Below are 13,369 nucleotides of genomic sequence, written 5' to 3' on the forward strand. Positions count from 1 at the left end.
CAGCCCCCAGAACCCATGAGACAACTCCTCGCCACCATCGTGCTCGGCAGCGCTTCGCTTGCCGCCTTCGCCCAGGCCCCTGCCATCGACCGCATGGAGCCGCCGTTCTGGTGGGCCGGCATGCACGACAACAAAGTTCAGCTGATGGTGCATGGCGAGGCGATTGGCGATCTGACGCCGACACTGACCTATCCCGGCGCGCGCATCGCGTCCGTCACGCGCACACCGAACCGCAACTACCTGTTCATCGACCTCGTGCTCGACCCGAAGGTGGCGCCCGGCACGTTCGACATCACGTTCAGCGGCGCCGGCCGCACGACCACGCATGCTTACCGCCTGCTGGCGCGCGACCCGGGCTCCGCGACCCGCCAGGGCTTTTCCAGCAAGGACGCGATCTACCAGATCATGCCGGACCGCTTCGCCAATGGCGATCCGTCCAACGATAACGTCGCCGGCATGCTCGACAAGGCCGACCGCAAGGGCGGCCTGGGCCGCCACGGTGGCGACATCCAGGGCGCGATCAACCACCTCGACTACATCGCGGACATGGGCTTCACGCAGCTGTGGCCGACGCCGCTCATCGAGAACAACATGCCGGGCTACTCGTACCACGGCTATGCGGCCACGGACCTGTACAAGATCGACCCGCGCTACGGCAGCAACGAAGACTTCGTGCGCCTGTCGACTGAAGCGAAGAAACGCGGCATCGGCATCATCCAGGACGTGGTGCTGTCGCACATCGGTTCGCACCACTGGTGGATGAAGGATGTGCCGGCGCCGGACTGGATCAACTACAGCGACAAGTTCGTCCCGACCCAGCACTACCACACGGCGGTACAGGACCCGTACGGCTCGAAGGAAGACGCCGACAACTTCACGCGCGGCTGGTTCGTCAAGAGCATGCCCGACCTGAACCAGTCCAATCCGCTGCTGGCCAACTACATCATCCAGAACAACATCTGGTGGATCGAATACGCGAAGCTCTCGGGCCTGCGCATCGACACCTTCGGCTATTCAGACAGCGCGTTTTTGTCGGAGTACACGCGCCGCATCATGGCCGAATACCCGAACCTGAACCTGGTCGGCGAAGAGTGGAGCATCAAGGTGCCGGTCGTGGCGCGCTGGCAGCGCGGCAAGGACAACTTCGACGGTTACCGCGCCTACACGCCAAGCCTGATGGACTTCCCGGTGGCCGAGGCGATGCGCACCGCGCTGGCGGACAAGAAAGGCGGCAACGTGTTCTCGGACGTCTACGAGACGCTGTCGCTCGACTACCTGTATCCGGAACCGGGCAACCTGGTGCTGTTCGCGGACAACCACGACATGTCGCGCATCTACAGCGTCGCCGGCGAAGACTTCGACAAGTACAAGATGGCGATGGTGTTCATGATGACGGCGCCGCGCATCCCGCAGTTCTACGTGGGTGACGAGCTGCTGTTTACCAGCCCGACGAAAGACCGTGACGACGCCAGCTACCGCATCCCGTTCCCGGGCGGCTGGGCCGGCGACAAGGTCAATGCCTTTACCGGCACGGGCCTGAAGGACAAGCCGCGCGCGGCGCAAGCCTTCGTGCGCAAGCTGACCAACTGGCGCAAGAGCCAGCCGGTGATCCACAGCGGCCGCATGATGCATTACGGGCCGCAGAACAATACCTATGTCTACTTCCGCTATAACGCGGACAAGAAGGTGCTGGTCGCCTTCAACAACAACGCGAAAGAAATGGCGCTCGATGTCGACCGCTTCCGCGAAATGCTCACGGGCGTGACCAGCGGCGTGGATGTCCTGACCGGCAAGACGTTCGACCTGCGCTCGAAGCTCACGCTGCCTCCAGGTGCTTCCGTGATTTTGGAGCTGGAGGCAGCGCGATGATGCGCAGCGCCATCGCACTGGCCGCCCTCCTCGCCTGCGGCACCGCCCACGCGCAGTCAGATGCCGCCTTGTTCGTGCGCGGCGCGTTCAATGGCTGGGGGACGGCCGATGCGCTGGCGCCCAAGGGCAAGGGCATTTACCAGGCCGACATCGCCGTCGCGCCGGGTAACCACGCCTTCAAACTCGGCAGCAGCGACTGGGCTGCCGAGTGGGTCATCGATCCGGACAAGAGCGTCAATGTGGCGCCCGATACCGCGTACCAGCTCGAACGCCAGTCGGGACCGGAGACGTTCCTGTTCGTGCGCACGTCGGGCACCTACCGCTTCACGCTTGATGCGAGCGACCCGGCCAAACCTGCGCTGAAGGTCACGCGTCTTGCCGATGCAGACCGTGCCAACGCGCCCGATCCGCATGCGGGCCACGCTGCGATCGTCACGCAAGCCTGGCCAACGTGGGACGGCAAGACCGAGACGGTGCGCTACTCGACGCCGGATGCCCAGGCGCCACTGCGCCAGTATGTCCAGTCGAGCACCATGAGCTTGCGCGATCCCGGTCCGCAGCATGTCGCGTACGCCGAGCAAAAAGGCTTGCCGCGCGCCCGCACCGGCAATCTCGCCTTCGACGCGCTGTTCGCGCTGGCCGGCGCCGAGATGCGCCTCAATTCGGTCAGCCAGATCAAGGACGGCAACTACAACGGCGGCAACGCCATCGATTGCGACTGCTTCTCCACCGGCGAGAAGTGGGCGTATGTCTGGACGCGCGACCTGTCGTATGCGGCCGACCTGGGCCTGGCCCTGCTCGACCCGCAGCGCGTGCGCAATTCGCTCGACTTCAAGCTCTCTGGCTGGCGCGCCGGCGTCACACCCGCAGCGCAGATCCCCGCCTCGGCAGGCGGTCTGCAAATCGTGCAGGACACCGGCAGCGGCGGCAGCTGGCCGGTCAGCACCGACCGCCTGACATGGGCCTTCGCGGCCGAAGAAACGCTGCGCACACTGCCGGCTGCGGAGCGCGCGCCTTTTGCCAGCAAGGCGTTGATCGCGCTATCGAACACACTCGAGATCGACCGCGTGGCGGCATTTGACGCGGCCACGGGCCTGTACACGGGCGAAGAATCGTTCCTCGACTGGCGCGACCAGACTTACGCTGCGTGGATCCCGGGCGACCTGGCGTCGATGGCCAGCTCGAAGGCGCTGTCGACCAACGTCGTCATCTTCCAGGCCCTCAAGCTGGCAGCGCAACTGGCGCGCGAACAGCGCGATGCGGCCAAGGCTGCGCGCTACACGCGCTGGGCACTTGAGCTGAAACGCGCGATCAACAAAGAACTCTGGCTGGCCGACGAAGGCATGTACAGCAGCCTCACCGCCGGCCACCTGGACGGCGCGCCGCTGCACAAGTTCGACTGGCTCGGCCAGGCGCTGGCGATTGTCAGCGGCGTGGCCGACGACAGGCAGACGGCGTCGATCCTGGCACGCTATCCGCATGGCCCGATGGGCGCGCCCGTGATCTGGCCGCAGCAGATCGGCGCGCCGGTGTACCACAACCGCGCCATCTGGCCCTTCGTCACCGCGTACGGCTTGCGCGCTGCGGTGCAGGGCAAGAACGCGGCGGTGGCCGATGCCGCCTATGCAACGCTGATGCGCGGCGCAGCGGTGAATCTGTCGAACATGGAAAACCTCGAGTGGTTGTCGGGCCAGCCGCTGCTGCTCGATGAAACCACGCCATCATTGAGCGGCCCCGTGATCAACTCGCGCCGTCAGTTATGGTCGGTCGGCGGGTATCTGGGCATGGTGATCGACAACGTGTTCGGCGTGACGGTGCACGACGACGGCATTGCGCTGCGCCCGTTCGTAACGGCCAAGCTGCGGCGCGAGACCTTCGGCGCGTCGAGCGAGATTGCCTTGCACGACCTGCGCCTGCACGGCAAGCGCATCGACGTGGTGCTACGCCTGCCGCCAGCGGCCGAAGGCGACGGCTATCACCTGGTCGAGCGCATTCTGTTGAACGGCAAGCAGGTGGGGGACACGCTGCGTACGAGTGATTTGCAAGCCGGGAATCGCATCGAGATCGTGCTGGGCAAACTCGTCGCCGGGGCGCAGGGCATCCGCCGCGTGCAGGCCAATCCGTATGAAGAATCGTCCGTCACGTTCGGGCCGCGCGAACCGGTGATCGAGGCGCTGACGCGTGCATCGTCCGGCGCCGTGGGGTTGACGATTGGCGCGAACGGGAATGCGGCGGGTGTGACCTACCGCGTCTACCGCGATGGCAAGCTGGTGGCCGACAAGCTGCCGGCCGGCGCCTGGACCGACGACAAGGCCGGTGTGGCGTCGTGCTATGCGGTGGAGGCGCGCTTTGCCGACAGCGGCAATGTCAGCCACCACAGCCAGCCGCGCTGCATCGATGCAGTTGCTGGCACAGGCGTCGACATCGGCGTTACCGACCCGCGCGTGACGTCGAACGTGACAACCACGGCGCCGGATGCGCGCTTTTCACTACCCGCGATCCGCGACTGGGGCCGGCCGCAAGACCGCTTCGCCGTGGATGGAATTCGGGTTGAAAGCGCAGGTGACTATCGAGTTCAGGTGCGCTATCACAATGGCGCGAACCAGGTGAATCTGGGGATCAGCGGCGGCGTAAAGTGGCTGGCATTGAAGAATGGCGCTGGCAAGGTCGTGGCCCAGGGCGTGATCCAGTTGCCGCATGCGCCGCTGTTCAAGGGCGCGACGCCGACCGTGTATTCGACGCCGCTGGCCGCGCGCCTGACGGCTGGCAGCTACCGCCTGGAGATGACGGACTTCTACAATATGAGCTACCTGGAGAGCAACCGCACCTTCACGGGCGCCGGTGGCGCCGAACCGGCCAACCGGTTCGACATCCATGGCGTGCGGCTGGTGCGGGTGAAGTAAGCCGGCTGGCTCAGGCAGCGTCGCCAGGTGCGGCGGCGGCTGCCTGTGGCGGCGCCAGCAGCAGCTTGAGCCGCCCTTCCAGCACCCGGAACTCGAACGGCGTCGCCATCTTGCTGACCTCGCCATCGACGGCGACCTTCAGGCGCTTGCGCCCGTACAGCGACGGCGTGCGCACGGTCATGCGCTTGAACGAGAACGCCACGACGTCGTCGGCGCCGCCCAGTTTCCCAAGCGCACCCCGTACCAGCAAGCCCAGCAGCCCCAACTTGCCCATCGGCTTGGGCGCCAGCGCTGCCAGCTGGCCATCCTCGACCGCATCGGTCAACTGTTCCATGCCGACCTGTTCCATCTGCAACCGGTTGTTCCCCACGAACAGCGTCGTCGTGCGCAAGCGCTGCTCCTTGCCGTCGAGCTCGAGCCGGATCTGCAGGTGGCGATGCGCGCGCAGTGCCATCTTGATGGCCGACAGAAACGCGACCACGCGGCTGCGTCCGAACTCGCGCTTGTCGTGCTCGCGTTCTTCGAGCAGCGCCGGGTACAGGCCGACACTCGCATTGACCAGGAAAATCTTGTCGTTGAGCATGCCTACCTGCACTGGCTTGATCTCGCCGCGCAGCAGCGCATGCACAGCCTCGGCCAGGTCTTCCGGAATCCCGTGGGTGCGCCCGAAGTAGTTGAAGGTGCCCTGCGGCAGCACGCCAAACGCGCACCCTGCCAGCACCGCCTGGTGCGCGACCGTGTTGATGGTGCCATCGCCGCCAGCGGCCACCAGCACCCCGCCGCTGGCGACGGCCTTGGCCGCCATGTCCTTCGCGATCTGTTCGATGCGCTCGGGCTCGTCCACCACTTCCAGATGGCACACGCGGCCACCGGCGTCCATGACCTCGTTGATCGTGGAGATGCGCATCTCGGTTTCGGAATGACCCGACCCCGCGTTCAGAACAATGAAAAAAGGAGCGTCAGGTAGCAACTCGGTGGATGGCATCGCAGGGTCGATTCGGTAAGAGGTGGTTGATCGAGAATGCAGCCATCGTATCACCGGCATTGACGCCGCTGGGTGCGTTACACAACGCTCGCGTGCATGGGCCAGGGCCCGTAGAGCAGGCTATGAACCATGAGCGAATTTCATCGTTGAATGAGTTAACATCACTTTTATTCAATCGACCGGCTGGTCATAATCGACGGACCGGGCACACACAGGTGTGCTCTCAATCCCGGAGCAGCTGGCTATGATGAATGAAGATTTTACGTTTGCGATCAAGACCGTTCGGTTCGATGAACATTACCGTCCGGCCGATGGGACGCGGATCACGACCAATTTCGCGAACCTGGCCCGGGGAGAACATCGGCAGGACAATCTGCGCAAGGCCTTGAACATGATGGACGCGCGTTTCAACGCGCTGGCCCAGGCGGACAATCCCAGGGGCGATCGGTATGCCCTCGAACTCGATATCGTGTCGGTGGAGATGGCGTTGTCGGCTGAAGGCGGTGGTGATGCGTTCCCGCTGATCGAAATACTGAAAACCACGATTGTCGATCGCGAGACCAACCAGCGCATCGAAGGCATCGCGGGAAATAATTTTTCTTCGTACGTGCGCGATTATGACTTCAGCGTGCTGCTGTCGGATCACAACAAGGATCGACAGGAATTTGGCGTCCCGGATAACTTTGGCGACCTGCACGGAAAACTGTTCCAGTGCTTCATCGCGTCGGCGGCCTATAAAGAACATTTCAGCAAGCCGCCGGTGATCTGCCTGAGTATTTCAACCAACAAGACGTACCACCGCGCCGACCATCAGCATCCTGTACTGGGCGTGGAATACGTCCAGGACGAACCTTCCCTGACCGACCAATACTTCAGCAAGATGGGATTGAAGGTGCGCTACTTCATGCCGCCCAACAGCGTCGCTCCACTGGCCTTCTATTTTGTCGGCGACCTGCTGGGTGACTACACCGATCTGGAACTGATCGGCACTGTCAGCACGATGGAGGCGTTTCAGAAGATTTACCGGCCCGAGATCTATAACGCCAATGCTTCGGCGGCGAAACACTTTCAGCCGAAATTAAAACACCAGGATTATTCACTGACGCAGATCGTGTACGACCGGGAAGAGCGCAGCCAGCTCGCCGTCAAGCAGGGGAAATTTGCTGAGGAACATTTCATCAAGCCATACCAGCCAATCCTCGAGCGCTGGGCAGCCAGCTACACCTTCTGAAGACCAAACACGCAAAGCGATCTGACATGAAAAAATTATTGCCCACTTCAACTGCCGGCAGCCTGCCGAAACCCGCCTGGCTCGCAGAACCAGAAACCCTTTGGTCGCCCTGGAAATTACAGAACGAAGAACTGGTCGAGGGCAAACATGATGCATTGCGCCTGTCACTCGAAGACCAGCAACAGACAGGCATCGATATCGTCAGCGATGGCGAGCAGACGCGCCAGCATTTCGTCACGACCTTCATTGAACACCTGAGCGGTGTCGATTTCGAAAAGCGCGAGACGGTCAGGATCCGCAATCGTTACGATGCCAGTGTTCCGACCGTGGTTGGCGCCGTGAGCCGCCCGAAGCCGGTATTCGTCGACGATGCCAAATTTTTGCGCCAGCAAACGAACAAGCCGATCAAATGGGCCCTGCCCGGCCCGATGACCATGATCGACACGCTTTACGACAGCCACTACAAAAGCCGTGAAAAGCTGGCCTGGGAATTTGCAAAAATCCTGAATCAGGAAGCGCGCGAGCTGGAAGCGGCCGGTGTCGACATCATCCAGTTCGATGAACCGGCGTTCAATGTGTTTTTCGATGAAGTCAACGACTGGGGCATCGCCACGCTGGAACGGGCAATCGAAGGTCTCAAATGCGAAACGGCGGTCCACATTTGCTACGGCTACGGCATCAAGGCCAATACGGACTGGAAAAAGACACTGGGATCGGAATGGCGCCAGTACGAATCCATCTTCCCGCAGCTGCAAAAATCGAACATCGATATCGTCTCGCTGGAATGCCACAACTCGCATGTTCCGATGGATTTGCTGGAACTCATTCGCGGCAAGAAGGTGATGGTCGGTGCGATTGACGTGGCCAGCAATATTATCGAAACGCCGGAAGAAGTTGCCAATACCTTGCGCAAGGCGCTGAAGTTCGTCGATGCCGACAAGCTGTGCCCTTGCACCAATTGCGGGATGGCGCCGTTGTCGCGGCACGTCGCGAAAGCCAAGCTGGCTGCGTTGAACGCAGGCGCAGACATCATTCGGCGGGAACTGTCGGCTTGATTTGGTGATGTGACAGAGTCATGCAGGCCGAGTGCGGACAGTGCATTCCTACACTCGCGCCAGCTTCGGGACTATTCGTGCGCTGAAGATACCTGACTATGATGAGGCCATATTTCATGACAAGGAGACCAGCATGGCAATGCAAAATGAAGACAATGACGTCCAGGCAAATCCTGACCAACGGCGCACAGATGACGGTACCGGCAGCGACGCCGCCGTAGGCGAACCAGCCGCAACTGAAGACGACCAGCAGGCCGCAATGCCGCCGAGTGAGACCGACGACGACCAGTACGACCAGGGCACTGTGCAGCGCGAGAGCTGAACATCGTTGTTCAAATGGTGGCGGCCCTGTGGCTGCTACCCGGCTCCAATTGGGTCACAGGCTCCACTCGGGGTCAATCCAATCGGGGTCAGGTCTGACATTCAGACACGAGCTCAACAAGCACAATCGGGGTCAGGTCTGACATTCAGACACGAGCTTAACAATAGGTCTATCCGTGATAGCCCTCGTGAAGGACCAAGGTAGAGTCCGGGTCCAAATGTCAGACCTGACCCTCACCTCTTGACCCTCACCTCTTGACCCTCACATCGTGTTGGCCGCCCAGCGCAGGATAGCAGGGTGCTGAGCTGAGGAAATTACGGACTGTCACCATACCCAGGAAACGACCCATACCGGACGTTTGTGAATCCGTGCCAATCATGATTTCTCTGAGTCAGTAGCACAGCCACACTGCATTGTCTCGTGTCCGCGCGTCAATTTCACCCCAAATTACACCGTCGGAAACAGTTCAGGAAACGCTGCTAAAGCTCGTTGATAAATTTGATTCGTCACCTCCGCCATGACATTACCGAACGCTAGCTTAAACTTCTGTACCTGCTAAAGGACAGATCTGCTATCACTGCCATCGCTATCTGCGCTTTTTTGTTCCAAAGCTGCCTGGCAGTGGTTTCATTGCACAATTCTTTCGTAGGCGTTCCTTCAGGTCTTTCCCATAATGAGAAACTACTTGCCCCTTGCCGGTAAGAGTATTGGCGAAAGCCCGGTCTTTAGACATGATGACTTCCCAGTACGATCGCCAATATCCGCCACGCACGGCAATTTGCTCAAGTGCGGCCTCTAATTGTGAGTGTGCATCGTCGACCGTCCGCCCTACAGTTTCAACGAAGGTTGATTCGGTAGGCGAATCGAGGTCAGCACGAACTAACCTGTCGAGCTTTTCCCGCAGATCCGTCCGTGCTGCTATCGTACGTTCGGAGCGGTCTATCTGCATGACCAGTCCTTCATATACAGCGTGCGCGTCCGCCCGCGCACGCGCCACTTCTTTCTCTTTGTGGCGCAGATCAACTAGCAGTTGGGAATTAGTGCACTCCATCTTGCGCCGCCGTACGTCGTCCAGCAGCCGCGACACGCGTCGAGTTCCTTCCTCCGTAAGCCCAAGCCAGTAGCGTTCGCCTTGGACGACGCGCTCTTGTCAACCTAAGTTGGCGAGTTCGTCAACGTTTCTACGTGCACCACTCCAGCCCGTACCGTCCCAAATGGCATAGGCCAGATAGCTGGTCGCCAAATAGTGCGGCTCCACCCGGTAAACACCTGGTAGGGCGGGGGTAACATCTGGTTCGAACCAATCAGTCAGATAGCGTCGGTCTAGTGTGTCCAGGATTTCGTCCAGCGACTCCATCTGTGGGTCTGGTGCCGCACTGCTTCCGGTGGTACCTGGGGCGAGGTTGAACTCCTCGACTTCGATTGAGAATGACCAGACAGTATCGGCATCCTGGTCGTCCCAGCGCCCCTCAAACTGCAGCGACTCTGGCTGCCAGCTCATCCGTCCCACCACGCCAGCAAAGGTGCGTGTCCGGTCGTCCTCATCATAGACAAAACGGGCGCTGGCGAACTGCTCTGCGGTAGTGATGGCCAGTGTTATCTGTCCTTCACCAACGTCGCGGCATGTAAACACGACATTCAATCGAGTGTCGTCCTGCTTACAAATGGTTACCTTGCCATAACCGCTTTCGTACCCTTCTGCAGTCCAACTGACTAAGCCTTTCATGGGCAGTCTCCGTAATTTCGTAGATTCATAAGTCGCTGTTCAGGTAAGCCAGCACATGGGGTTACCGTGCGATCGTACATACATGAGCCACCGCGATGCAGGCATGTGCCACTTCCGGGGCAGTCGGAAGACAGCCAGGCACGCGGCGAATTCAAAGCGACGATAGCATTCGGCGATTTCGTCAACTTCGAGATGGGGAGCTGCGCAACTGAGCCTCTGGTGGAATCGTTCGTATATAGCCCCTCTACCGTCGTCACAACCGGCCAGCATCGAACGGACGCTGCGCGGATCGTGCAGGAGATCGACGCTCTCTCTGCTGCCAATGTCGCCCAGTAGCGTGCGACCGAGGGAATGATCACTCAAAACCGTGACAGGATCGTAAGGAAGCGGGGGTTTCATGGGCAATGTTGCTTAACGCATTGGTGCGAAATCGAAGTCTTTCACGAAGGCTACGACTGCATGTCCTCGTACGAACAGGACGCTTTCCGTTCTCAATTGCTCCTTTAAGGCCTCGATGAAACTTTCTTTGATTCTGTCACGCTCGCAGAATTCGTAGAACTTCGACCAACGCATCGTCACGACGTCCCGTGAATCGGTTTGCATATGTCTAACGATATTGTCTGAAATCTGTCGCACTGATAGCGGCATATAGACCTCCTAAAATTCGCCGTATGGAAACAGCGAGAGGGAGAATAACACTATTTAATATCTGTGTAAGATATTTGTATGGCATTCGTACGGCAATTCTAAGTAATTTTTTGTTGCGGCGGACAGGTGCTTTGCTCCCGATCCTGCCGGTGCCTCCCGGCGGCTAGGCAACTACGTACGTCTGGCGCATTCATCATCAAGTTTTCAATTTTCGATGGAATGATGCTAACCCAGCAACAAAAAGAACACGTACACCTGCGTTACGAGAAGGACGGGCCGAAAAGGATTACAACCTGCACCTGAAGCAGGATGCAGGCAGCACTGGCATGTGATGCTGGTTCCACTCGAACAGCAAGCAAGGGGCAACCCTCAAGCCCGAAGAGAGGATCGAGGGTACAGATTCGTATGACCAGACGAAGAAAGTCTTCAACCAGACTCTGAAAGAAGATAGGCGCCAAGGGAGGTTACGTGTCGCAACTGGCTGGCAGGTTGCCAAGATCGAAAATGCTACGAATGACCGAGTTTCTACCCGAGAGGCACATGCAACCGCCTCCGCAGCACCCGTCACCCGCCCGGCGCGTCGTCAGCCGTCGGCCAGTGATCCGGATCCTGCAGCAACTGGTACATCACATAGGCATCGATATAGCCCAGGCGCTTGTGGCGAAACGCCTTGGGCAGCGTGCCGACAATCGAAAACCCGAGCTTCTTCCACAGGCCGATGGCCGGCCCATTGGTGCTGACCACATGGTTGAATTGCATCGCCAGATAGCCGCGGCTGCGCGCTTCATTCAAGCTGTGCTGCCCCATCGCGCGGCCCACGCCCGCCCCCTGCGCCGCCGGGTTGACCATGTACGAGGCATTGGCCACGTGATGGCCACGCCCGACTTGGTTCGGCACCAGGCGGTACATCCCCAGCACCCGACCGCCCGGGCTCACCGCGACAAAACTGCCCACGCCCTCGCCCAGCCAGTAGCGGTAACCGGCTTCGCGGGACGTCGCCGTGCTGAAGACATAGGTTTCACCCGCCTCGATATGGGCGCAAAAAATAGCCCAGATCGACTCGAAATCGGCTTCGAGCGCAGGGCGGATAACAAGGTCTTTCACAACAATCTACGGGAGTGCCAGGACAGGACGGTCCGCTATTTTGCCTGAAAATACACGAATTATCACGCGCTATATTGACAGTTTAGCCACGGCCGAGGCGGAAGTCGGCGCTGTCGGGCCGGCCGGGCAGCTGCAGGCGGCTGGCTGCCGCTGGGGCTTCAGCCACGATCTGGCCGCGCCGCAACACGAAGCGGCGCGGGGCGCGCAGGCGGATCGCTTCCACCGTCGAGCCGGCGTCCAGGATCACCAGATCGGCGTGACAGCCCGGCGCCAGGCCGTAGCCTTCCAAGCCAAGGATGCGGGCGGGCGTCTCGGTGATGGCGGTAAAGCACGACTGCATCGCTTCCAGCCCCGTCATCTGCGCCACGTGCAAGCCCATGTGCGCCACCTCGAGCATGTCGCCCGAACCCATCCCGTACCACGGATCGAGCACGCAATCGTGGCCGAAGGCGACGTCGACGCCCGCTGCCATCAGCTCGGGCACGCGCGTCATGCCGCGGCGCTTCGGGTAGGTATCGTTGCGGCCCTGCAGCGTGATGTTGATGAGCGGATTGGCGATCGCCGCCACGCCGCTTTCCGCGATCAGCGGAATCAGCTTGCTCACATAATAATTGTCCATTGAATGCATCGACGTCAGGTGCGAGCCGGCTACCCTGCCCTGCAGCCCCAGGCGCTGCGTTTCATAGGCCAGAGTTTCGATATGGCGCGACATCGGGTCGTCGCTCTCGTCGCAGTGCATGTCCACGCGCAGACCCCGTTCGGCCGCGAATTCGCACAGCAGCCTGACGGATTCGGCGCCCTGCGCCATCGTGCGCTCGAAGTGAGGAATGCCGCCGACGACATCGACGCCCATGTCGATCGAGCGCTTCAGGTTCTCGAACGCGTTGGCGCTGCGCAGCAGGCCGTCTTGCGGAAACGCGACCAGTTGCAGGTCGAGATACGGCGCGACGCGGCGCTTGACTTCCAGCAGCGCCTCGACCGCCAGCAGCCGGTCGTCGCAGACGTCCACGTGGGTGCGGATCGCCAGCAGGCCGTGTGCCACTGCCCAGTCGCAATAACGCAACGCGCGCTCGATCAGCGCATCCTGGCTCAGCTGTGGTTTCAGCTCACCCCACAGTGCGATGCCTTCCAGCAAGGTGCCGCTCTGGTTGACGCGCGGCAGGCCGTAGCTCAGCGTGGCATCCATATGGAAGTGCGCATCGACGAACGGCGGGCTGACCAGGTCGCCGGCGGCGTCGATCTCGCGCACGCCCCGTGCGGCCAGTTGCGGCGCCAGCGCCGTGATACGGCCGTCCAGAATGCCGATGTCGATGCCGGTGCGGCCATCGGGCAGCGTGGTATTGCGGATCACGAGGTCCATGGTGACTCCATTGAGTGGTTGTCCGATTGTAGCAACTGTGGCACAACCGTATGGCAATGCTGCAACGCAATATCATCCGCGCCGAATAAGCGACCGACGTTCATTGCACCGGCCGACAATCGTGGGTACACTGACTTTATTGCAGCGCGCCATACTTGATAGATAG

Annotated in this window: 10 protein-coding genes; 5 read left to right on the forward strand and 5 right to left on the reverse strand. The window is 60.7% G+C overall.

Features of this window, described 5'->3' with window-relative positions; genetic code table 11:
• Window positions 1-15: 15 nt before the first annotated feature.
• Together AC1MGT_RS07050 and AC1MGT_RS07055 are read left to right on the forward strand one after the other, a co-directional pair.
• A complete protein-coding gene (locus tag AC1MGT_RS07050; RefSeq protein WP_499503583.1) occupies window positions 16-1,869 on the forward strand; it encodes a glycoside hydrolase family 13 protein in 1,854 nt (617 codons plus the stop codon).
• On the forward strand, window positions 1,866-4,772 hold the full coding sequence (locus tag AC1MGT_RS07055) for an alpha-L-rhamnosidase-related protein (protein WP_499503584.1): 2,907 nt from the start codon (window positions 1,866-1,868) through the stop codon (window positions 4,770-4,772). Before AC1MGT_RS07050 ends, AC1MGT_RS07055 begins: the two co-directional genes overlap by 4 nt.
• A 10-nt stretch (window positions 4,773-4,782) precedes the next feature.
• On the opposite strand, the gene AC1MGT_RS07060 is transcribed toward AC1MGT_RS07055, so the two are convergent.
• A complete protein-coding gene (locus AC1MGT_RS07060; protein WP_499503585.1) occupies window positions 4,783-5,757 on the reverse strand; it encodes a diacylglycerol/lipid kinase family protein in 975 nt (324 codons plus the stop codon).
• A 247-nt stretch (window positions 5,758-6,004) separates the two neighbouring features.
• Between AC1MGT_RS07060 and AC1MGT_RS07065 the strand changes: the two genes are divergently transcribed.
• From AC1MGT_RS07065 to AC1MGT_RS07075, 3 genes are all read left to right on the forward strand, one after another.
• Complete coding sequence (locus AC1MGT_RS07065) at window positions 6,005-6,988, forward strand: DUF1852 domain-containing protein (RefSeq protein WP_499504258.1); 984 nt, start codon at window positions 6,005-6,007, stop codon at window positions 6,986-6,988.
• 26 nt (window positions 6,989-7,014) lie between these two features.
• Window positions 7,015-8,043, forward strand: a complete 1,029-nt coding sequence (locus AC1MGT_RS07070; protein WP_499503586.1) for a methionine synthase — start codon at window positions 7,015-7,017, stop codon at window positions 8,041-8,043.
• A gap of 133 nt (window positions 8,044-8,176) precedes the next feature.
• Complete coding sequence (locus AC1MGT_RS07075) at window positions 8,177-8,365, forward strand: hypothetical protein (RefSeq protein WP_499503587.1); 189 nt, start codon at window positions 8,177-8,179, stop codon at window positions 8,363-8,365.
• Window positions 8,366-8,951: 586 nt separating this feature from the next.
• On the opposite strand, the gene AC1MGT_RS07080 is transcribed toward AC1MGT_RS07075, so the two are convergent.
• The 4 genes from AC1MGT_RS07080 to AC1MGT_RS07095 form a co-directional block, all read right to left on the reverse strand.
• Window positions 8,952-9,452: a hypothetical protein gene (locus AC1MGT_RS07080; RefSeq protein WP_499503588.1), complete on the reverse strand. Its 501-nt coding sequence runs from the start codon at window positions 9,450-9,452 to the stop codon at window positions 8,952-8,954.
• A 63-nt stretch (window positions 9,453-9,515) separates the two neighbouring features.
• Window positions 9,516-10,091 carry a hypothetical protein gene (locus tag AC1MGT_RS07085; protein WP_499503589.1) on the reverse strand — a complete coding sequence of 192 codons (576 nt, stop codon included), beginning with the start codon at window positions 10,089-10,091 and terminating at the stop codon, window positions 9,516-9,518.
• A gap of 1,212 nt (window positions 10,092-11,303) precedes the next feature.
• On the reverse strand, window positions 11,304-11,843 hold the full coding sequence (locus AC1MGT_RS07090) for a GNAT family N-acetyltransferase (RefSeq protein ID WP_499503590.1): 540 nt from the start codon (window positions 11,841-11,843) through the stop codon (window positions 11,304-11,306).
• An 82-nt stretch (window positions 11,844-11,925) separates the two neighbouring features.
• Window positions 11,926-13,203 (reverse strand): amidohydrolase family protein, encoded by a 1,278-nt coding sequence (locus AC1MGT_RS07095; protein ID WP_499503591.1) that lies wholly within the window; start codon window positions 13,201-13,203, stop codon window positions 11,926-11,928.
• Window positions 13,204-13,369 lie beyond the last annotated feature (166 nt).

Source organism: Telluria sp. BA11 (assembly GCF_056680305.1).

Coding starts and splice junctions, on each gene's coding strand:
- AC1MGT_RS07050 (WP_499503583.1), top strand. CDS start 16: ATGAGACAACTCCTCGCCACCATCGTGCTCGGCAGCGCTTCGCTTGCC.
- AC1MGT_RS07055 (WP_499503584.1), top strand. CDS start 1,866: ATGATGCGCAGCGCCATCGCACTGGCCGCCCTCCTCGCCTGCGGCACC.
- AC1MGT_RS07060 (WP_499503585.1), bottom strand. CDS start 5,757: ATGCCATCCACCGAGTTGCTACCTGACGCTCCTTTTTTCATTGTTCTG.
- AC1MGT_RS07065 (WP_499504258.1), top strand. CDS start 6,005: ATGAATGAAGATTTTACGTTTGCGATCAAGACCGTTCGGTTCGATGAA.
- AC1MGT_RS07070 (WP_499503586.1), top strand. CDS start 7,015: ATGAAAAAATTATTGCCCACTTCAACTGCCGGCAGCCTGCCGAAACCC.
- AC1MGT_RS07075 (WP_499503587.1), top strand. CDS start 8,177: ATGGCAATGCAAAATGAAGACAATGACGTCCAGGCAAATCCTGACCAA.
- AC1MGT_RS07085 (WP_499503589.1), bottom strand. CDS start 10,091: ATGAAAGGCTTAGTCAGTTGGACTGCAGAAGGGTACGAAAGCGGTTAT.
- AC1MGT_RS07095 (WP_499503591.1), bottom strand. CDS start 13,203: ATGGACCTCGTGATCCGCAATACCACGCTGCCCGATGGCCGCACCGGC.